The sequence below is a fragment of the Rhodococcus gannanensis genome (assembly GCF_042681175.1).
Taxonomy (GTDB): Bacteria; Actinomycetota; Actinomycetes; order Mycobacteriales; family Mycobacteriaceae; genus Rhodococcus_G; species Rhodococcus_G gannanensis.
In genome coordinates, this window is record NZ_JBHUFB010000022.1 from 174,074 (window position 1) to 194,364 (window position 20,291).

The following is a 20,291-nucleotide window of genomic DNA, read 5'->3' on the forward strand; positions in this document are numbered from 1 at the left end:
CATGACCTCCTCGACCTGGTCCAAGGCCCCGGACTTCGCCGACAGCCCGGACCGGGTCGAGGCGGTCCGCGCCCAGACCGTGACCGACCTGCAGACCTACCTCGAGGACGGACTGCAGCAGGTCGAATGCCGCGCCTGCCACACCTGTGTGCTGGTGCGGAAGAACAGCTTCAACCACACGAGCATCCAGTGGCAGACCGATCCGGCGTCGGTCTGCCCGGAGTTCACCGGCGCCGAACGCGGCACCGCGCGAAGCTGCTCGCGCTTGACGGCCTCGATCAACCACGCCGTCATGGAGGGCATCGTCGAGGTCCGCGACCACTGACGGTGGCACCACCTCGCAGTAACCGACCGCGTCCGTCCCGTTTCGGCTGAAAGCCACGTTCATTCGGTCAGATCGAATGAACGTGGCTTTCAGCCGTTTCCGGAGTGGTCGTCAGGTGCGTTGTTCGTGCTGGAGTTCGAGGGCGATGTCGATGAGCTGGTCCTCCTGGCCGCCGACGAGCTTGCGCTTGCCCGCGCGCACCAGCATCTCCGCCGCGGACACCCCGTACCGCTCGGCCTGCCGCTCCGCGTGTTTCAGGAAGCTCGAGTAGACGCCGGCGTAGCCCATCATCAGAGCCTGCCGGTCGAGCAGGCATTCGGTCGGCATCGTCGGGCGGACGACGTCCTCCGCGGCGTCGGCGATCGCGAAGAAGTCGATACCCGTCTTCACACCGATCTTGTCGCACACCCCGACCAGCGCCTCGACCGGCGCGTTCCCGGCACCCGCGCCGAATCGCCTGGTACTGCCGTCGATCTGCCGGGCACCCGCGCGCACCGCCGCGACGGTGTTCGCGACGCCGAGCCCGAGGTTCTCGTGCCCGTGGAATCCGACCTGCGCGTCGTCGCCGAGCTCGGCGGTGAGCGCCTCGACTCGTTCGGTGACCTGCTCGAGGACGAGCGCGCCCGCGGAATCGACGACGTAGACGCACTGGCAGCCGGCGTCGGCCATGATCCGGGCCTGCGCGGCCAGCTTCTCCGGCGCGATGGTGTGCGCCATCATCAGGAACCCGACGGTTTCCAGTCCGCGTTCCCGCGCGAGCCCGAAGTGCTGGGCCGCGACGTCGGCTTCCGTGCAGTGCGTCGCGATACGGCAGATCGCGGCGCCGTTGTCCTGCGCCTCCGCGATGTCCTCCTTGATCCCGACGCCGGGCAACATGAGGAAGGCGATCTTCGCCTGCGTCGCGGTGTCGACGGCGATCCGGATCAGGTCCTGCTCGGGGGTGCGGGAGAAGCCGTAGTTGAACGACGATCCGCCGAGCCCGTCGCCGTGGGTGACCTCGATGACCGGCACCCCCGCGCCGTCGAGGGCGGCGACGATCGCGCGCACCTCGTCGCCGGTGAACTGGTGCCTCTTGTGGTGCGAGCCGTCCCGCAAGGAGGTGTCGGTGACCCGCACGTCGCGGGCCGGATCGAGACGAACTGCGGTTGCCGTGCCTGTCATGTCGTCACGCCCTCACGCTCAGGAGTGTGCGGGCGATCTCCTCGCCCACCTTCGTCGCCGCGGCGGTCATGATGTCGAGGTTGCCCGCGTACGGGGGCAGGAAGTCGCCTGCGCCCTCGACTTCGAGGAACGTGGTGACGGTGGCGTGCCCACCGGACACCACGCTCGGCTCGTCGAACTGTGGTTCGTTCAGAAGGCGGTAGCCCGGGACGTAGCTCTGCACGTCGGCGACGGTGCGGTGGATCGACTCGGTGATCGCGGTCCGGTCCGCGTCCTCCGGGATCGCGCAGAAGACGGTGTCGCGCATGATCATCGGTGGATCCGCCGGGTTGAGGATGATGATCGCCTTGCCTCGCCGGGCACCGCCGATCACCTGCACCCCGAGGCTGGTGGTCTTGGTGAACTCGTCGATGTTGGCGCGGGTTCCGGGTCCGGCAGACACCGAGGCGACCGACGCGACGATCTCCGCGTACGGAACGTCGACGACTCGCGACACCGCGTGCACGACAGGGATGGTGGCCTGGCCTCCGCAGGTGACCATGTTGACGTTCGGCGCGGCGAGGTGCTCGCGGAGGTTGGCCGTCGGCACCACACCCGGCCCGACCGCGGCCGGTGTCAGGTCGATCGCGCGGATGCCCGCCGCCTCGTACGCCGGTGCCGCGTCCCGGTGCACGCGGGCGGAGGTCGCCTCGAACACCAGGTCGGGTGTGTCCTCCCGGTCGAGCAGCCACCCGACGCCGTCCGCCGAGACGTCGAGGCCCATCGACCGGGCACGGGCCAGGCCCTCGCTGTCGGGGTCGATCCCGACCATCCACCGTGGTTCCAGCCACCCCGATCGCTGCAGCTTGTACAGCAGGTCCGTCCCGATGTTGCCCGACCCGACGACCGCGACGCGTGCCTTGGCCTGCGGCGTGTCCGACGGTGTCATGGCTCCTCCAGGGGTTTGGTCAGGCCGGCCGTTCCGTGGCCGGTGAGTCGATCGACGACTGGCTTCGGTCCGCGGCGTGCACGGCGGCGCGACGTCCGGAGAACACCGCGTCCGCGAGCGAGAGACCGCTGACATAGGAGTTCGAGCAGATCCCGACCGCGGTGCGGCCGGCCGCGTAGAGACCGCTGACGGGTGCGCCCGCCCGGTCGAGGACGCCACCGGTGTCCTCGTCGACGACCAGGCCGCCGAGCGTGATCATCGGCAGCGGATTGGTCAGGCTCTTCTTCAGCGAGACGTCGAACAGCGAGTACGGCCCGGCGGCGAGCGGGCGCCGGAAGTCGTCGGGCTTGCCCATCGGGTCGGGTTCGCCCTTCTCGATCGCGGCGTTGTGCGCGGCGACCGTGGCGGCCAGCCCGGCGGGGTCGATTCCGACTGCGGCTGCGGCCTTCTCGAGTGTGGCGGCCGTGGTCCCGTCGAGACGCATCATGGTCTCGGCCTGGAGCCGCTGGAACCAGTTGTTCTGGCTGCCGAGTTGGTTACGGGCCTGCTCGACGAGCGCGGCGTCGGCCACGAGCCAGCCGTGGCCGTCGCCCTCGGCGATCATCGCGTGCCCGAGTGCCGCGCCGTACCGCGACTCGTCCACCATCCGGTTGCCGTGCCGATCGACGAGGACGGATCCGAGGAACGCGCTGGGCGGGACGATGAACCGCCACGCCGAGATGTGCGAGAGCTTGGCGGTCGCGCCGCCTGCCTCGGCTCCCATTGCGATGCCGCTGCCGTCGTCGGCGGAGGTGCCGAGCGGAAGTCCGTCGAGGTACCGCGGTGCATGCGTGGCCACCATCTCCCGGTTGCCGATGAAGCCGCCCGCGCTGAGGATCACGCCGCCGCGGGCCTCGATCCGCAGCGTCTTCGCGTGGCGGGCCTCGATCCGGTTGACGATCCGATCGAGGAAGCGACGCAGCGGGGGGTAGTAGATGCCCGGCTTCGCCGAGATCGACGCGAGGCGGGCATGCCGGGCTCGCACCCGGGCGGGTGCGTCGCGAAGGCTCTGGCACTCCACGCCGACCACGTCCCCATTGTCGTCCGTGATCAGCCGGACCGCACGGGTTTGCCGCTCCAGGCGCAGACCCTTGGCCAGCGCGGACTCGACCAGAGGCCGGTACAGCATCTTCCCCGACACCCCGCGCCCGTGGGCTCGGTGACCCCGTGGCGCCGGCGGCGCGACGTCACGGAATCCACCCGCTGCCTCGCTACCGGAGAAGTAGAGGTAGTGCTTGTCGGTGGGATAGGACGTCTTGTACGGGCAGAGCGAACCCTCGAACGGGACACCGTTGCCGCGCAGCCAGTCGATGGTCGCGGGGCTGGTTTCACAGAATCGTCGCAGCGTGTCGGGCCGCACGGCATCGCCGATCTCCCGGGAGAGGTAGGCGAACATCGCGTCGACGGTGTCGGTGACGCCGGCTTCCCGCTGGACGGCGGTGCCGCCGCCCGCGTAGAAGATGCCGCCCGAGATCGTGCTGGTTCCACCGCCGCCGAACCGGTCGAGCGCCAGGACCTCCGCTCCGGCATCCAGGGCCTCGATTGCGGCGGATGCCCCCGCCACACCGGTGCCGACAACCACGACGTCCGCGGACAGATCCCACGTCACCCGCGCACCACCTTCCGCATTCGGTGAACGTGTTTCCGTTCAAGTTCGAGCGAATTGCACGATCGGACGATACTTCCTGGCAGAAAGGATGGACCAACCCACGGGTAATTCTATAACGTGTTCTACATGAGCAAGCAGGAATACGACATCGTCGTCGTCGGCAGCGGCGCTGCCGGTATGACCGCCGCCCTGACCGCCGCCCACCAGGGGCTCAGCGTCGTCCTTCTCGAGAAGGCCGCCCACTGGGGCGGTTCGACGGCCCGCTCCGGCGGTGGCGTCTGGATCCCCGGCAACAAGGCTCTTCTCGCCGCCGGCCGCCCGGACGACCGCGAGGAGGCCCGCAAGTACCTGCACTCGATCATCGGCAACGCGGCGCCCAAGGAGAAGATCGACACCTACATCGATCGCGGTGCCGAGGCGTTCGACTTCGTCCTCGACCACAGTCCGCTGAAGATGAAGTGGGTTCCCGGCTACTCCGACTACTACCCCGAGGCTCCGGGCGGCCTGTCCTCCGGGCGCTCCTGCGAGCCGGCGCCCTTCAACGCGAAGGTGCTCGGCGCCGAGCGTTTCAACCTCGAGCCGCCCTACAGCAAGGCTCCGCTCAACTTCGTCGTCACCCAGGCGGACTTCGTCAAGCTGAACCTGCTCAAGCGCAAGCCCACCGTCGGCATGACCCGCGCGATGCGTGTCGGCATCCGTGCCACCTGGGCCCGCGTCACCGGCAAGCACCTGCTCGGCATGGGCCAGGCGCTCGCCGCCGCCATCCGCAAGGGCCTGCAGGACGCGAAGGTCCCCGTCCTCCTGGAGACGCCGCTCACGGGCCTGATCGTCGAGAACGACCGCGTGATCGGTGTGCGCGCCACGCACAAGGGCGAGGAAGTCGAGTACATCGCCCGCCACGGTGTCGTCCTGGGCACCGGCGGCTTCGAGCACAACGCCGAGATGCGTGCGCAGTACCAGCGTCAGCCGATCACCACCGAGTGGACCACCGGCGCCCCCGCCAACACCGGCGACGGCATCATCGCCGGCCGCGACCTCGGCGGCGCCCTGGACGTGATGGCCGACGCGTGGTGGGGCCCGACGATCTTCAAGAGCGGGAAGCCGTGGTTCTGCCTGGCCGAGCGCAACCTGCCCGGCTGCATCATCGTCAACGCCGAGGGCAAGCGGTTCGGCAACGAGTCCGCCCCGTACGTCGAAGCGGTGCACACGATGTACGGCGGCACCTACGGCGAGGGCGAGGGCCCGGGCGAGAACATCCCCGCGTGGCTCGTGTTCGACCAGCGCTACCGCAACAACTACATGTTCGCCGCGCTCCAGCCGGGCCAGAAGATCCCGTCCCGCTGGATGGAGAACGACAACATCGTCAGCGCGCCCACCCTCGCCGATCTCGCCGCGAAACTCGGTGTGCCCGAGGCGAACCTCGCCGCAACCGTGGAGCGCTTCAACGGCTTCGCCAAGACCGGCGTGGACGAGGACTTCCACCGCGGCGACAGCGCGTACGACAAGTACTACGGCGACCCGACCGTCAAGCCGAACCCGTGCCTCGCGGGACTGGTGCAGGGCCCGTTCTACGCGGCCAAGATCGTCCCCGGCGACCTCGGCACCAAGGGCGGACTCGTCACGGACGTCAACGGTCGCGTCCAGCGCGAGGACGGGTCGACGATCGAGAACCTGTACGCGGCGGGCAACACCAGCGCGCCGGTCATGGGTCACACCTACGCCGGCCCCGGCGCGACCATCGGACCCGCGATCACCTTCGGTTACCTGGCCGCGCTCGACATCGCCGCGCGCGCGAAGAACACCGAAACCGATTCCGCAGCAGCCACTTCGAACTGACAAGGTAATACGTTGCCCATCGATCCCGCTATCGCGATCGGCGCCGAGCTGCCGGTCGAGGAGTTCACCTGGACGGCCTCGGACGTCCAGCTCTACCAACTCGCGCTCGGAGCCGGGTCCAACCCGCTCGACACCCGTGAGCTGCGCTACCTGGACGACGCGAAGCCCCAGGTGCTTCCCACGTTCGCCACCGTGGCGGCGAGTTTCCACGCCACCGAGGCGCCGAAGGTCTCGTTCCCCGGAATCGAGATCGACCTGGCGAAGGTCGTGCACGGCAGCCAGGAAGTGACCGTGCACCAGCCGATTCCGGCCGCAGGCAGCGCGCGCACGACCTCGCAGATCGTCGAGGTGTGGGACAAGGGCAAGGCCGCGGTGGTCGTGCGGGAGTTCGTGACCACCGACCTCGACGGCAATCCGCTGTGGACGGCCCGCTCGTCGATCTTCGCCCGCGGCGAAGGCGGGTTCGGAGGCGAGCGGGGCCCGTCCGAGTCGGTGGAGCTGCCGGACCGCGCACCCGACCACGAGGTCCTGGTGCCGACACTGCCGCAGCAGGCCCTGCTGTACCGCATGTGCGGCGATCGCAACCCACTGCACTCCGACCCGGAATTCGCTGCGGGAGCAGGCTTCCCGGCGCCGATCCTGCACGGCCTGTGCACCTACGGGATCGTCTGCAAGGCCGCCGTGGACACGGCGCTCGACGCGGATGCCACCCGTGTGAAGGGCTACAAGGCGCGCTTCGCCGGGGTCGTGTACCCGGGTGAAACGCTCCTCGTCCGGATCTGGGAGGAGTCGGGTCGCCTGCTGATCTCGGCATCGGTCCCGGCCCGGGAGGGCTCTCCGGCGCTCGCGGACGTCGTCCTCACCCTGGCCTGACCGTACGGGGCGGCCGGTTCGTCCGGCCGCCCCGTCAGGCCAACGCATTCCACCCACGCCGACGGCGTGGGTGCTTGCGTATCCCAAGGCTGCCGGGACCATGGGGACGTCGTCTGTCGATCGTTGATCAGGAACTATCCCGAACCCGCTGACGCGGGCCGAGTACCCGCCTAAGCTCCCTGGCAATCTGCGCGCGAAAGCGCTCATCAGCATCAGCCCCTTTCACCAATTCTGGAGACACGCATGTCGAAGACCGAAACCTCCTCCGGCTTCTCTCGGCGGGGATTCCTCACCGCAGGCGCCGGCGCGGTTGCAGTTACCGCGATGGGCGGTTGGACGCCCGTCTACGCCCTCCCGCTCCGTGCGGCCGGATCGCTCGACACGGGGTCGGCGGGCGGCGCCACGCTCCCCGCGCCCCCGGACTTCCCTGCCGACATCGACCTCGCGCAGCAGGCGTACCAGAACTGGTCCAAGGAGATCATGCTGGACGCGACCTGGACCGCGACGCCGAAGAACTCGGCCGAGGTCGTCCGCCTGACCAACTGGGCTCACTCGGTGGGTTACACCCTGCGCCCGCGCGGCGCGATGCACGGGTGGACGCCGCTGACCGTCGTCAACGGCGCGTCGGTGGACAAGGTGATCCTCGTCGACACCACCAAGCACCTCAACGGTGTCGTCGTCAACGCCGCCGGCTCCCCCGCGACCGTGACCGCAGGCCCGGGCGCCACCCTCGATGCCATCACCTCGGCACTGCAGGACAAGGGACTCGGCTGGGCGAACCTGCCCGCACCCGGCGTTCTCACCATCGCGGGCTGCCTCGCGGTGGACGCGCACGGCGCGGCCCTTCCGGCCGCCGGGCAGAGCACGCAGCCCGGTCACACCTACGGTTCGCTGTCGAACCTCGTCACCTCGCTGACCGCGGTCGTGTGGAACGGCACCGAGTACGCCGAGCGTTCCTTCTCGCGCAACGACCCGAAGATCCGACCGCTGCTGACCGCCCTCGGCCGCACCTTCATCACCTCGGTGACCATGCAGGCCGGTCCGAACTTCCGGATGCGCTGCCAGAGCATCACCGACATCAAGTGGCAGGAGCTGTTCGGCGCCAAGGGCGCATCGGGCCGCACCTTCCAGAGCTACGTCGAGTCCAACGGCGGCGTCGAGGCGATCTGGTACCCCTTCACCGAGAAGCCGTGGCTCAAGGTGTGGTCGGTGTCCCCGAACAAGCCCTCCGGCTCGAAGGAGGTCAACGCCCCGTACAACTACCCGTTCTCGGACAACCTGCCCGAGGTCATCACCGATCTGCTCGGCAAGATGAACAGTGGCGCACCGGGTATCGCTCCCCTGTTCGGACAGACCATGTACACGACCACGGTCGCCGGCCTCGCCGCAACCAACTCGTCGGACATCTGGGGCTGGTCGAAGGACATCCAGTTCTACATCAAGGCCACCACCCTGCGCCTGACGGAGGGCGGCGGCGCCGTCATCACGAGCCGGGAGAACATCGGCCAGGTCATCCACGACTTCGCCGTGTGGTTCAACGAGCGCATCGAGTTCTACAAGTCCAAGGGCCAGTACCCCCTCAACGGCCCCGTCGAGATCCGGTGCTGCGGCCTGGACCAGCAGGCGGACCTGAAGGTCCCGACGGCGGGCCCGCCGACCATCTCCGCGATGCGTCCGCGCCCGGATCACCCGGAGTGGGACACCGCCATCTGGCTGAACGTCCTCGGCGTCCCCGAGACCCCCGGTATGTTCGCGTTCTACCGCGAGATGGAGCAGTGGATGCGCTCGCACTACACCGGCGCGGACTACACCTTCCGTCCCGAATGGTCGAAGGGCTGGGCGTTCGGTCCGGAACTGCCCTACACCGACGGTGCGATCATCAGTGGCGCGCTGCCGCAGAGCTACCGCGAGGGCGTCCCCGCGGGCGACAACTGGGACACCGCGGTCGCGGCGTTCAACGAGTTCGATCCGCACAAGGTCTACAGCAACAGCTTCATGGATCAGCTGCTGCCGTAACCGGATCCCGGGGCAGGGCCCGACAACCCGCCCGGCAGTGAACGACGAAGGTCCGGTGCCCCCCTCCGAAGAGGGCGGGCACCGGACCTTCGTCGTGTCACCGCCGCTGCGGGAGCAGCGTCACGATCAACGCCACGACAGCCACGCCGGCGCCGATCCAGTACATGACGGTGAACGCGGTGAGGGTCGGCACCGTGACACCGGCGACCGTCACCGTCGACGCGGCCAGCACAGCCGCACCCACCGCACTCGCGGTCGAGGTGCCGACCGACCGGAGCAGACTGTTCACGCTGTTCGCCGACGCCGTCCGGTCGACCGGCACCGCCTCTGTGATCAGCACCGGCATCGCCGCCAGCGCCAGCGCCACACCCCCTGAGATCGTCGCGGCGCTCACGGTCACATTGGCCACCGACGCGCCGAGGACGGCGCGCAGGACGTACCCGCAGGCGATGATCGCGGCTCCGACTGCCAGCGTCACCCGGGCGCCGTGTCGCCGCGTCATGCGCGCGGACAACGGCGCGAGCACCAGCATGAGCAGGCCGCCCGGCATCATCGCCAGCCCGGCTTGCGCCTCCGACAGGCCGGGTCCGTAGCCGGTCTCGACCGGCGCCTGCAGTTCCTGCGTCGCGGTGTACGCGCTGAGGAACATCGCGAAGCCGAGCAGTACCGCACAGATGTTGGCGACGAGGACCGGACGCAGCATCGAGATCCGGAGATCGACCAGTGGGTGCGGGACGCGGAGTTCCAGCGGCACCCACGCCGCCAGCGCCACGACGCCGAGTGCGACACACCCCATCGTCGCTGCGCTGCTCCATCCCCACTGCCCGCCCTTGGAGACGGCGAGGAGCAACGTGAGCAGCGCCACGGTGAGCAGGACCGCCCCGGCGTGGTCGAAGCGGCCCCTGGCCCGCACCGGCGACTCGGGGACCGCCACGACGATCAGGATCGCCAGCACGAGGCCGACCACTCCGGTGACCCAGAACAGTGCCTGCCACCCGAGGTGGGTGTAGATGACCCCCGCCATCGGCATGCCGAACATGCTGCCGATACCCATCGTCCCGCTCATCAGGGCGACCGCGCCGCCCAGTCGCCCGGGCTCGAGCAGGTCGCGCAGCAGACCGATCCCGACCGGCAGCAGGGCGATGGAGAACCCCTGCATGACGCGTCCGGTCACCACGGTCGGAAACGACTGGCCCAGCGCGGCGACGGCCGACCCGGCGACCATCACCGCCAGGCACACCAGCATCATCGCCCGCTTCCCGGTCATGTCCGCGAGCCGGCCGATCAGCGGCGTCGCCACGGCACCGGTGAGCAGCGTGGCGGTCACCAGCCACGACGTCGTCGTCGACGAAACCCCGAGCACCACACTGAAATCCGGCAGGATCGGCACGACCAGCGTCTGCTGGAGCGCCACCACCACCCCGGTCACACTCAGGATCGCGACGATCAGCCGCTGGCTTCCGGCGCTCCGGACGACCGGCTGCGGCGATGCGGCCGGGGCACCGTCGCCGACGACCTCGGCACGACTCACCCGGTTACACGCGCGGCGTTGCCTGCGTCGACGGGAAGCACGGTGCCGCTCACGTGGGCGGCGGCCTCGGCGGCGAAGAACAGCACCACGCGGGTGATCTCCTCCGGCTCGAGCCACGGCACCGGCTGCGCGTGCAACGAGGTGAACACCGGCGCCACGTCGTCCACCGTCGGGGCGTCGAGGTCGGGACGCAGCATCGAGTACAACGCGGCGTTGTGGATCATCGGGGTCGAGATGTTGCCCGGGGCAATCGCATTGACCGTGATGCCGTGCTGCGCGAGGTCGAGCGCCGCGCTCTTGGTAAGACCGATGACGCCCCACTTCGACGCCGAGTAGGCGGCCATGTTGGTGTTGCCTGCGCGGCCGAGCATCGACGAGATCGTGACGATCCGTCCGTACCCGCGCTCGATCATCCCGGGAGACACCGCGCCGACCGTGTTGAACACACCCGTCAGGTTGCTCGAGATCGTCTCGTTCCACTGCGCGCTCGTCATCGACTGCACCGGCGCCGCCACGGACACGCCGGCGTTGGCGACCGCGATGTCGACCCGGCCGAACTCGTCGTGTGCCTGCGCCACGACCGCGTCCATCGCGGGACGGTCCGCGGTGTCCGCCTTGACGGCGATGCAGCGGCGCCCCGCCTTCTCGACCAGCCGTGCGGTCTCGGCGAGATCGTCCTCGGTCGCGAGCGGGTAGAACACCACGTCGCTGTCCTCGCACCGGTCGACGATCACGACGTCGGCGCCGCGTTCGGCGAAGGCGAGCGCATGCGCCCGCCCCTGCCCACGCGCGCCGCCCGTGATCAGTGCCACCTTGCCGTCGAATTCACCCATTGTGCTGCTCCTCGTCGTCGGAAGGCCCATCGTCGTCCCGAGCGGCCGCCCGCGGGCGCGAAGTCCCGGACACCGGAACGACGTCGTCCCGTTCGTCCGTTCCGTCCCGGTAGCGGTCCGCCCCACCTATCGTGGATTCACCAGCGGCAACACAGACACCCGGGAGCACCTGATGGATTCCGCGCTAGCCACGACCGCGCTACCGATCGCCTTGGCGATCATCATGTTCGGCCTCGGTTTGTCGCTCGTACCCGCCGACTTCGCCCGGGTCGTGCGGCATCCGAAGGCGGTCGCGGTCGCCCTGGTCTGCCAGTTGCTGGTGCTGCCCGCCGCCGCGTTCGGGCTCGTCGTGGCCTTCGACCTGTCGCCGGTTCTCGCGGTCGGCATGATGCTCCTCGCCGCGTCCCCTGGCGGTACCACCGCGAACCTGTTCTCGCACCTGTTCCGGGGGGACGTCGCCCTCAACGTCACCCTCACCGCCGTGAACTCGGTGATCGCGGTGGTGACGCTGCCGGTGATCACGAACGCCGCGATCGCGCACTTCGATCCGGCCGAGGGAGGAACCCTCGGACTGCAATTCGGGAAGGTCCTGCAGATCTTCGCGATCGTCCTGGTGCCCGTGGCGATCGGCATGTGGGTGCGCGGCACCCGGCCCGGTTTTGCGGCGCGCATGGACCGGCCGGTACGGATCGGGTCCGCGGCGGTGCTCGCCCTGGTGGTGATCGGCACCGTCGTCGCCGAGCGCGACAACGTCGGCGACTACCTTGCCGACATCGGAATCATGGTGCTGGTGTTCTGCCTGCTCTCCCTGTCGGTCGGGTACGTGGTGCCCCGGATCATCGGGGTCACTCAGCGGCAGTCGATCGCATGCTCGATGGAGATCGGCATCCACAACAGCACCCTCGCCATCACCATCGCCGTCAGTCTGCTCGACAGCACCGCGATCGCGGTGCCTGCCGCGGTGTACGGCGTGCTGATGTTCCCGGTCGCGGCGCTGTTCGGCTGGGCGATCACCCGGCGCCGCGAGGACGCGGCTCAGCCGGGTGCCGAGGATTCCGTGTCCGAGCCGGTCGAGCGACGGTAGGTGGTCGGGGTGAAGCCCAACACCGACCGGAAGTCGGTGCAGAGGTGCGCCTGGTCTGCGTAACCGAGGTCGGCGGCGACCGCGGCGACCGTCAGGTCGGGTTCCTCCCGTAGCCGCACCGCCGCCTCCTGCAGGCGGTAGCGGCGGATCATCGCCAGCGGCGGAACACCGACGTACCGGCGGGTCAGACGCTGCACGGCACGCATCGACAGGTCGAGTCGTTCCGCGAGCTGCTCGACCCGCACGATCCCGCGGTCCGACGCGACCAGGTCCTCGAGGTCGTTGGCCCGCTCGCCGTCCGCATCCGGCGGCGGCAGTCGCTCGCCCAGCCAGGCGCCGTACGCGGCGACCGCACCGTCCCGCCGGGCCACCGGGTCCGGAATCGCCATCGCAGCGACGACCGCCTCGTGCAGTTCCGGTGCGTCGACGCCGATTTCGTCGTCGCGAATCTCCCGCGGCTCCCTGTGCAGGGCCGCGATCCCGGCGGGCCGGAGCAGCGCCCCGACCGCCCACCCGGTGCCCGACAGGTCCCGGTGGGTGCGGCGCGTGGTGGGGCCGGACAGGGTGGTCCCGGCCGGTTCGACGACAAGGTTGGAGGCGGGGAACGCCAGCACCTCCTGCCGCGACGTCCGGCCCGGCGCGAGCTGCCACTCGGGGATCCAGAACCAGCGGACCAGGCCGCGCAGGGTGTCCGGAGCGAGGACGCGGGTGAACGTCGGCAGCCTCGCCGGGTAGAGCACTCCACGCCTGTCGATCTCGTCCACGTCGACCCCTGTCGCGAATCCACAAGTCGCATCCGTCGATCCGACCCTAGCGTCGGGGTATGACGAACAGCATCGCACCGGGCATCACCGGCACCCACACCACCGACGGAATTCCCCACGGCCACACGAGCCTGACACCGTTCCTCGCCGTCCCGCGCGCAGGGGAAGCCATCGAGTTCTACCGTGACGTGTTCGGCGCGCGCGTCGTCGACGTCACCGAGATGGGCGGCGTCGTCGTCCACGCCGACCTGGACTTCGGCACCGGACATCTGCAGCTGGGCGAACCGAACGCCGACTACGGACTCGTCGCAGCCCCAGCCGGCGACGAGGACTGCTACTCCATGGGCCTGTACTGCGCGAACGCGGACGAACTGGTCACCCGCGCCGAACGGGCAGGCGCCACCGTCCGCGAACCGCTGTCCACCTTCGTCTCCGGCGACCGGTACGCGTCGATCCGCGACCCGTTCGGGGTCCGGTGGTCGATCATGTCGCGGGTGGAGGACCTGTCGGAGGAGGAATCGGCCAGGCGCGTGGCCGAGTGGGCGGCGGAGCAGACCGGGTCGTGACGCGCCCGGCCGCGACAGCCCGCGCCGGACCGCTCGCCAACCTATATTCGGACGGTGGACACCACCGCGGAACCACTCGTCGAAGTCGACCAGCTGACCCGCCGCTTCGGTCCCCGGCGCGGCGTCACCGACGTCTCCTTCACCATCTCGCCCGGTGAGGTGTTCGGATTCCTCGGCCCCAACGGCGCCGGGAAGTCCACCACGATCCGGCTCCTGCTCGGGCTGTACCGCCCGACGTCCGGCCGCATGCGGGTGTTCGGTCTCGACCCGACCCGCGACGGGGTCGCGATCAACCGGCGCGTCGGCTACCTGCCGGGCGAACTGGCGTTGCCACCGAAACTGACCGGCACCCAACTGCTGGACCGCTTCGCGAGCTTCCGCGGGCTCACCGACCGGACCTACCGAGATGCCCTGTCGAAACGGTTCGGCGCGCAGCTCGACCAGCCGGTGCGCACCCTGTCGAAGGGGAATCGGCAGAAGCTCGGCATCGTCCTCGCGTTCATGCACCGGCCGGAACTGCTCGTGCTCGACGAGCCCACGTCAGGACTCGATCCGCTGATGCAGGACGAGTTCGCGCACCTGGTCCGCGAAACCGTCGACGACGGTCGCACGGTGCTGCTGTCGTCGCACGACCTCGAGGAGGTGCAGCAGCTCGGGGACCGGCTCGCGATCATCAAGGAGGGCCGGATCATCGTCACGGACAGCGTCGAGGGCCTGCGACGCAGCGCACCGAGGACCGTCGACCTGTGGTTCGAGGGCGACGTCGACACCGCGCAGATCACCGACCTCGACGGCGTGGAGCTGCGCGGCCACGAGGACGGGCGGTACACCTTCTCCGTCACCGGGACGGTCGCCGAACTCCTGTCGACGGCGGGCCGGCTCGGCGCGGTCGACATCTCCGCGCGGCGAGCCGATCTCGACGAGCTGTTCCTGAGCTACTACCGCGACGCCGCCGACGGCGGGACCACGGGCGGGGAGGTCACCGATGCGCACTGAGATCGCCGGGATGGATCTACTGCTGCGGCGGCGGTCGCTGCTCTGGTACGCGTTCGGGATGGGGTTGTACGCGCTGGTGGTGATCGCCCTGTACCCCACGTTCAAGGACGACTCCGGCCTCGACGACTTCGCATCGAGCAGCGAGACGATGGCCGCACTGTTCGGGGTCAGCGGATCGCTCACCTCCCCCGTCGGCTGGCTGAACGCCAACATCTACGGCAACTTCCTGCCGCTGGTGGTGTTGCTGGTGACCGTCGGGTACGGCGGAGCATGCCTCGCCGGGCAGAACGAGGAGGGCACACTCGGGCTGCTGGCGACCGAACCCCTGTCGCGGCGGACGATCGTCGCGCAGAAGTTCGGAGCCATGACGTTGCTCGCCATCCCGGTGTGCGTGGTCACCGCACTGTGCGTGGTGATCGGACGGGAATTCGAACTGTCCGTGGACTACTGGGCGCTGACCGGGACGACGGTCGGGGTGATCCTGCTCGGGGTGGTGTTCGGCGCACTCGCCATGGCGATCGGAGCGGCGACGGGCAGCCGGGGCGCCGCCGTCGGCATCACGTCCGCCGTCGCCGCCACCGCGTACTTGCTGAACTCGCTTGCCCCGGTGGTGAACTGGCTACACCCGTTCCGGTTCCTGTCGCCGTTCTTCTACGCGACCGGCGACAACCAGCTCGAGGACGGGATGCCGCTGGGATGGCTGGCGATCCTCGTCGCCATCGCCGCGGTCCTGCTCGTCGCCACCGTCGCCGCGTTCGAGCGGCTCGACATCAACTAGCTGTGCGCACTTTTGGTAGTTGGGGCTACCAAAAGTGCGCACAGGTCTAGGCGGTGAGGACGAGACCGGATGTCGGGACACCGGTGCCCGCGGTGACGAGGACGTTCTGCACGTCCGGCACCTGGTTCACGGAGGTGCCGCGGATCTGACGGACGCCCTCGGCGATGCCGTTCATGCCGTGGATGTAGCCCTCGCCGAGCTGACCACCGTGGGTGTTCAGCGGCAGGCGGCCACCGAGCTCGATCGCGCCGCCCGCGATGAAGTCCTTCGCCTCACCGCGACCACAGAAGCCGAGTTCCTCCAGCTGCATCAGCACGTACGGGGTGAAGTGGTCGTACAGGACCGCGGTCTGCATGTCCTCCGGCCGCAGACCCGACTGTGCCCACAGCTGATCGCCGACCAGACCCATCTCCGGCAGACCCGTCAGGCCGTCCCGGTAGTAGCTGGTCATGATGTACTGGTCCGCCCCGCTGCCCTGGGCCGCGGCCGCGATGATCGCGGGCGTGTTCGGCAGATCCTTCGCCCGCTCCGGCGACGTCACGACGATCGCGATGCCGCCGTCGGTCTCCTGGCAGCAGTCGAGCAGGTGCAGAGGCTCCGCGATGTACCGCGAGTTCTGGTGATCCTCGATGGTGATCGGCTTGCCGTGGAAGAACGCGTTCGGGTTCGTGGCCGCGTGCTTGCGGTCCGCGACCGCCACCGCACCGAAATCGGCACTGGTGGCGCCGGACACGTGCATGTACCGCTGCGCGATCATCGCGACGAACGACGCCGGGGTGCTCAGCCCGTGCGGGTAGGAGAACGCGTTGTCGGTGCCCGACGAGTTCACCTGCTGCACGAGCGCCGAGTTGACCTGGCCGAAGCGCATCCCCGACCGCTCGTTGAACGCCCGGTACGCGACCACGACGTCCGCGACGCCGGTGGCCACGGCCATCGCCGCCTGCTGGATGGTCGCGCAGGCCGCACCACCGCCGTAGTGGATGCGGGAGAAGAACTTGAGGTTCGGGATACCGACCGAACGGGCAACCGCCACTTCGGTGTTGGTGTCCATCGTGAACGAGGTGAGCCCGTCCACGTCGGACGGCTTGAGGCCCGCGTCGTCGAGTGCCGCCTGCACGGCCTCCGCGGCCAGGCGCAGTTCGCTGCGCCCGGAGTCCTTGGAGAAGTCGGTGGCGCCGATGCCGACGATCGCGGCCTTGCCCGAGAGTGCGTCGCTCATGCGCCTGCTCCGTCCATGACGAGGGTGACGGTCGACTTGATGTGGTCGCCGAGACTGTCCTTGCCGACGATGTCGAGCGTCACGAGCCCGTCCTCGACGGACGCGACGGTGCCCGTCAAAGTGAGGGTGTCGTAGGCGTACCACGGCACCCCGAGGCGCAGCTTGATCGACTTGATCACCGCACGCGGACCCGCCCAGTCGGTGACGAAGCGCTGCACCAACCCGGTGTCGGTGAGGATGTTGACGAAGATGTCCTTCGAGCCGCGCTGCTGCGCCTTGTCGCGGTCGTGGTGGACGTCCTGGAAGTCCCTGGTGGCCAGGGCCGTCGAGACGATGAACGTCGGGTCGCCGTGGATGGAAAGCGGCGGCAGCTGTTCTCCGACAGCCACATCGAGCACGTTGGTCATCACTGCTCCTTCACGGGACGCCACGCGTACAGCGTCCACGGCTGCTGGTCGGTCTCGTCGTCGCCGGGCAGGTCGAGGAACTCCACCTGCACGCGTGCGCCGATCGTGACGTCGGCGGGGTCGATGCCGCGCAGCTCACCGAGCATGCGGACACCTTCGTCGAGTTCGACGAGCGCGACGACGAACGGTACGGAACGGCCGGGCACCTTCGGTGCGTGGTGCACGACGTGGCTGAACACCGTACCGAGACCGGACGCGACGACGTAGTCGGTGGTCTCGGTCTTGTCCTTCCAGATCGCCGGGACCGGCGGATGCTGCAGAGACCCGTCGGGGCGCTGCTGGATGCGGAGTTCGTGTGCGGCGACGCCCTCCCAGAAGAACTCGGTGTCACGCGAGACGGACGGACGGAGCATCCGGGCCGGGTTCAGGTCGTCGAGCGAACCACCCAGCGACGACGACGCCTCGGTCCGGGTCGGCTCGGCCTGCTCGACCTTCGCCGGCGGCGCGAACTTCAGGATCCGGAAGAGCATCTCGGCGACGACCTCGTCGCCCACCTTCCAGTAGTTGCGAGTGGTGAAGAACCAGCCCTCGCCGAGCCCCGTCTTCTTCGGTCCCACAACGTCTTCGAGGACCGACTCGATCGTCACCTCCTCACCCGGACGCAGGTAGCGGTGGTACGTCTGATCGCAGTTCGTCGCGACGACCGAGGTGTATCCGGCCTCGTCGAGGATGTCCGTCATCCGGCCCAGCGGATCGTCCGCCTCGCGCACCGCGCCGAGGCCGCGCATCGTCCACACCTGCGCCATCGCGGGCGGCGCGACGATCCCGCCGTGCCCGGCCGCGACCGCGGCGTCCTCGTCGACGTAGATCGGGTTCTCGTCGCCGATCGCCTCGACCCAGTTGCGGATCATCGGCATGTTGATCGGATCCCGGCCCGCGCGCGCCTTGCTCGCGCCGGCGTCCCGAACCTGCTGCGCGGCAGCGAGGATTCCGGCTTCCTTCTCGGTCACCTCGTCGTTCACCTGGTTCTCCGTGAGGGTCATCGGCGGGCCACCTTCGGCAGTCCCAGGCCGGCGGTGGAGATGAGGTCACGCATGACCTCGTTGACGCCACCACCGAAGGTGATGACGAGGTTGCGCTTGGTCTGCGCGTCCAGCCACCGCAGCAGGTGACCGGTCTCCGGGTCGGCCGGGTCGCCCCAGCGTCCGACGAGTTCCTCGGCGAGCCTGCCCATCCTCTGGATCTGCTCGGTGGCGAAGACCTTGGTGGCGGAGGCGTCGGACATGTCGACCTCCCCCTCCGCGGACGCGACCTGCCAGTTGAGGAGTTCGTTGAGCCGGTAGATCGCGCGGATCTCGCCGAGGGTGCGCTGCACGTCCGGCTGGGTGGCCAGCGGCGCGCCGTCCTGGCCGGGACGGGTGGCCCACGCGCTGACGTGGTCGTAGAGACCGCCGACGCGACCGGACGGTCCGAGCATGACGCGCTCGTGGTTGAGCTGCGTGGTGATCAGCCGCCAGCCCTTGTTCTCCTCCCCGACGAGCATCGACGCCGGAACGCGGACGTTCTCGTAGTAGGTGGCGTTGACGTGGTGCGCGCCGTCCGCCGTGATGACCGGGGTCGACGAGAAGCCGGGATCGGTGGTGTCGACGATGAGGATCGAGATGCCGCGGTGCCGGTCCTCGGTGGTGCCGGTGCGGACCGCGAGCCAGATGTAGTCGGCGGCGTGACCGCCGGTGGTGAAGTACTTCTGGCCGTTGACGATGTACTCGTCCCCGTCACGGACGGCGGTGGTGCGCAGCGACGCGAGGTCGGTGCCGGCCTCCGGCTCGGTGTAACCGATCGCGAAGTGCACCTCCCCGGTGAGGATTCCGGGCAGGAACTTCTGCTTCTGCTCCTCGGTGCCGTACGCCTGGAGGGTCGGGCCGACGGTCTGCAGCGTCACCGACGGCAGCGGCACGTCCGCACGGACGGCCTCGTTGGTGAAGATCTGCTGTTCGATCTCACCGAAACCCTTGCCGCCGAACTCCTTCGGCCAGCCGACCCCGAGCCAACCGTCGCGTCCCATGCGGCGGATGACCTCGTGGTAGACCGGTCCGTGCCGGTCCGTCAGCATGATCTCCGCCTCCTCGGGCGAGATCAGGTCGGCGAAGTACTTGCGCAGTTCCGCCTGGAGCTTCTTCTGTTCTGGCGTCAGATCGATGAGCATGCTGCCTCCACACCGAGGTCGCGGGCGCTGAGGGCGCCGAGGATGGACAGACGCGACGACGGGCCGCCGACGAGTCGGGCGAAGTCCTTGGTCTGTTCGTAGTACAGGTGCGCCGGGTAGGTGACGTCCGCGCCGAGACCGCCGTGGACGTGGCTGCACTGCTGCATCGACACCGGCAACTGCTCGGCCAGCCAGTACGCGGCGACCGCGGTGTCCTCGGTGGCGTCGAGTCCCTCCGACAGCCGCCAGCACGCCGACGTCGCGGCCAGCTCCAGGGTGCGGGCGGTGACATAGGAGTCGGCAATCTGCTGCGACACCGCCTGGAAGGCGGCGATCGGCTTGCCGAACTGTTCGCGGGTGCTCACGTGCTTCGCCGCGAGTTCGGTCATCCCGGCACCGAGGCCTGCGGCCTGCGACGCGACGGCGGAGAGGGCGATGCGGTACAGCGCCTCGACCGGTGCGCCCGTGAGGAGTGCACCCGCGTCGATCCGCACGCCGTCGAGGGCCATCGTGTACTCCGGGGCCAGCGACGCGGTGAAGGTCCGGGTGAGGGTGACACCGTCGGCGTCGGGTGCGACGACAGCGACTCCTGCGTCCGTCGGAACCAGCACGTACGCAGCCTGTTCCGCGTACCGAACCCCGACCTTGCGGCCGGTCACCAGGTAGCCGTCGCCGTCCTGGGCCGCGGTGGTCGCGGGAACGGCGGGCAGCGGCGCGCCGGGCTCGGCGAGCGCCGCGGTGAGGATCGCGCCGCCGGGGACACCGGCGAGAAACCGCTGCGGGTCGCCGCCGAGCGCGAGCAGCGGCAGCACACCGAACCCGAGGGTCTCGAGAAGCGGGACCTGCGCCGCGTGCCGGCCGACCCGGTTCAGCAGCACACCGATCTCGGCGATGCCGAGATCGTCACCGCCGAGCGAGGACGGCACCGGCAACCCGAGCACACCCTCATCTGCGAGGCGCTGCCACAGGGACGTGTCCCACACGGGGGCGTCCCGGTCCATGGCGGCGAGGGTCTCGGCGCTCGCCGCCGTCTGCAGCACGGCGTCGGCCACCTCGGCCACCGCCTGCTGCTCACTGCCAAGAGTGAAGTCCACCTGAGAAATCCGTCCTGTCGTGATGA

Annotated in this window: 19 protein-coding genes; 8 read left to right on the forward strand and 11 right to left on the reverse strand. The window is 69.3% G+C overall.

What is annotated here, in order from left to right; genetic code table 11:
• Position 1: 1 nt before the first annotated feature.
• Positions 2–325, forward strand: coding sequence for a hypothetical protein (locus tag ACFSJG_RS26210; RefSeq protein ID WP_378488180.1), 324 nt, complete (start codon positions 2–4; stop codon positions 323–325).
• A 111-nt stretch (positions 326–436) separates the two neighbouring features.
• On the opposite strand, the gene dmpG is transcribed toward ACFSJG_RS26210, so the two are convergent.
• From dmpG to ACFSJG_RS26225, 3 genes are read right to left on the reverse strand one after another with little or no spacing between them, the layout of a single operon-like run.
• The gene (gene dmpG / locus ACFSJG_RS26215; protein ID WP_378488181.1) at positions 437–1,486 is read right to left on the reverse strand and encodes a 4-hydroxy-2-oxovalerate aldolase; all 1,050 of its coding nucleotides are present in this window, start codon (positions 1,484–1,486) and stop codon (positions 437–439) included.
• Positions 1,487–1,490: 4 nt separating this feature from the next.
• Positions 1,491–2,414, reverse strand: coding sequence for an acetaldehyde dehydrogenase (acetylating) (locus tag ACFSJG_RS26220; RefSeq protein ID WP_378488182.1), 924 nt, complete (start codon positions 2,412–2,414; stop codon positions 1,491–1,493).
• 19 nt (positions 2,415–2,433) lie between these two features.
• Positions 2,434–4,062 carry an FAD-binding protein gene (locus tag ACFSJG_RS26225; RefSeq protein ID WP_378488183.1) on the reverse strand — a complete coding sequence of 543 codons (1,629 nt, stop codon included), beginning with the start codon at positions 4,060–4,062 and terminating at the stop codon, positions 2,434–2,436.
• A gap of 126 nt (positions 4,063–4,188) precedes the next feature.
• Here ACFSJG_RS26225 and kstD point away from each other — a divergent pair, with 126 nt between their 5' ends.
• From kstD to ACFSJG_RS26240, 3 genes are all read left to right on the forward strand, one after another.
• Positions 4,189–5,898 (forward strand): 3-oxosteroid 1-dehydrogenase, encoded by a 1,710-nt coding sequence (gene kstD, locus ACFSJG_RS26230; protein WP_378488184.1) that lies wholly within the window; start codon positions 4,189–4,191, stop codon positions 5,896–5,898.
• Positions 5,899–5,910: 12 nt separating this feature from the next.
• Complete coding sequence (locus ACFSJG_RS26235) at positions 5,911–6,771, forward strand: MaoC/PaaZ C-terminal domain-containing protein (protein WP_378488185.1); 861 nt, start codon at positions 5,911–5,913, stop codon at positions 6,769–6,771.
• Positions 6,772–7,014: 243 nt separating this feature from the next.
• Entirely contained in the window at positions 7,015–8,787 is a 1,773-nt protein-coding gene (locus ACFSJG_RS26240) for a cholesterol oxidase substrate-binding domain-containing protein (RefSeq protein ID WP_378488186.1), read from the forward strand.
• Positions 8,788–8,884: 97 nt separating this feature from the next.
• Here ACFSJG_RS26240 and ACFSJG_RS26245 read toward each other — a convergent pair whose 3' ends face one another.
• The gene (locus ACFSJG_RS26245) at positions 8,885–10,318 is read right to left on the reverse strand and encodes an MFS transporter (protein ID WP_378488187.1); all 1,434 of its coding nucleotides are present in this window, start codon (positions 10,316–10,318) and stop codon (positions 8,885–8,887) included.
• Positions 10,315–11,151 carry a mycofactocin-coupled SDR family oxidoreductase gene (locus tag ACFSJG_RS26250; RefSeq protein ID WP_378488188.1) on the reverse strand — a complete coding sequence of 279 codons (837 nt, stop codon included), beginning with the start codon at positions 11,149–11,151 and terminating at the stop codon, positions 10,315–10,317. Before ACFSJG_RS26250 ends, ACFSJG_RS26245 begins: the two co-directional genes overlap by 4 nt.
• Before the next feature lie 172 nt (positions 11,152–11,323).
• Between ACFSJG_RS26250 and ACFSJG_RS26255 the strand changes: the two genes are divergently transcribed.
• Positions 11,324–12,235, forward strand: coding sequence for a bile acid:sodium symporter family protein (locus ACFSJG_RS26255; protein ID WP_378488189.1), 912 nt, complete (start codon positions 11,324–11,326; stop codon positions 12,233–12,235).
• On the opposite strand, the gene ACFSJG_RS26260 is transcribed toward ACFSJG_RS26255, so the two are convergent.
• Entirely contained in the window at positions 12,187–12,999 is an 813-nt protein-coding gene (locus tag ACFSJG_RS26260; protein WP_378488190.1) for an AraC family transcriptional regulator, read from the reverse strand. The genes ACFSJG_RS26255 and ACFSJG_RS26260 overlap by 49 nt on opposite strands.
• A gap of 59 nt (positions 13,000–13,058) precedes the next feature.
• Here ACFSJG_RS26260 and ACFSJG_RS26265 point away from each other — a divergent pair, with 59 nt between their 5' ends.
• The 3 genes from ACFSJG_RS26265 to ACFSJG_RS26275 are packed head-to-tail and all read left to right on the forward strand — an operon-like array spanning position 13,059 to position 15,339.
• Entirely contained in the window at positions 13,059–13,565 is a 507-nt protein-coding gene (locus ACFSJG_RS26265; RefSeq protein WP_378488191.1) for a VOC family protein, read from the forward strand.
• A 54-nt stretch (positions 13,566–13,619) separates the two neighbouring features.
• Positions 13,620–14,561: an ABC transporter ATP-binding protein gene (locus tag ACFSJG_RS26270; RefSeq protein ID WP_378488192.1), complete on the forward strand. Its 942-nt coding sequence runs from the start codon at positions 13,620–13,622 to the stop codon at positions 14,559–14,561.
• Entirely contained in the window at positions 14,551–15,339 is a 789-nt protein-coding gene (locus ACFSJG_RS26275) for an ABC transporter permease subunit (protein ID WP_378488193.1), read from the forward strand. The genes ACFSJG_RS26270 and ACFSJG_RS26275 overlap by 11 nt, the downstream gene beginning before the upstream one ends.
• A gap of 46 nt (positions 15,340–15,385) precedes the next feature.
• Here the strand turns inward: ACFSJG_RS26275 and ACFSJG_RS26280 are convergent, their stop codons facing one another.
• The 5 genes from ACFSJG_RS26280 to ACFSJG_RS26300 are packed head-to-tail and all read right to left on the reverse strand — an operon-like array spanning position 15,386 to position 20,265.
• Positions 15,386–16,558 carry a lipid-transfer protein gene (locus tag ACFSJG_RS26280; protein WP_007528415.1) on the reverse strand — a complete coding sequence of 391 codons (1,173 nt, stop codon included), beginning with the start codon at positions 16,556–16,558 and terminating at the stop codon, positions 15,386–15,388.
• The gene (locus tag ACFSJG_RS26285; protein ID WP_378488194.1) at positions 16,555–16,965 is read right to left on the reverse strand and encodes a MaoC family dehydratase; all 411 of its coding nucleotides are present in this window, start codon (positions 16,963–16,965) and stop codon (positions 16,555–16,557) included. The genes ACFSJG_RS26280 and ACFSJG_RS26285 overlap by 4 nt, the downstream gene beginning before the upstream one ends.
• Complete coding sequence (locus ACFSJG_RS26290) at positions 16,965–18,008, reverse strand: bifunctional MaoC family dehydratase N-terminal/OB-fold nucleic acid binding domain-containing protein (protein ID WP_378488195.1); 1,044 nt, start codon at positions 18,006–18,008, stop codon at positions 16,965–16,967. The genes ACFSJG_RS26285 and ACFSJG_RS26290 overlap by 1 nt, the downstream gene beginning before the upstream one ends.
• Positions 18,005–19,171 carry an acyl-CoA dehydrogenase family protein gene (locus tag ACFSJG_RS26295; RefSeq protein ID WP_378488196.1) on the reverse strand — a complete coding sequence of 389 codons (1,167 nt, stop codon included), beginning with the start codon at positions 19,169–19,171 and terminating at the stop codon, positions 18,005–18,007. The genes ACFSJG_RS26290 and ACFSJG_RS26295 overlap by 4 nt, the downstream gene beginning before the upstream one ends.
• The gene (locus tag ACFSJG_RS26300) at positions 19,156–20,265 is read right to left on the reverse strand and encodes an acyl-CoA dehydrogenase family protein (protein WP_378488197.1); all 1,110 of its coding nucleotides are present in this window, start codon (positions 20,263–20,265) and stop codon (positions 19,156–19,158) included. Before ACFSJG_RS26300 ends, ACFSJG_RS26295 begins: the two co-directional genes overlap by 16 nt.
• Positions 20,266–20,291 lie beyond the last annotated feature (26 nt).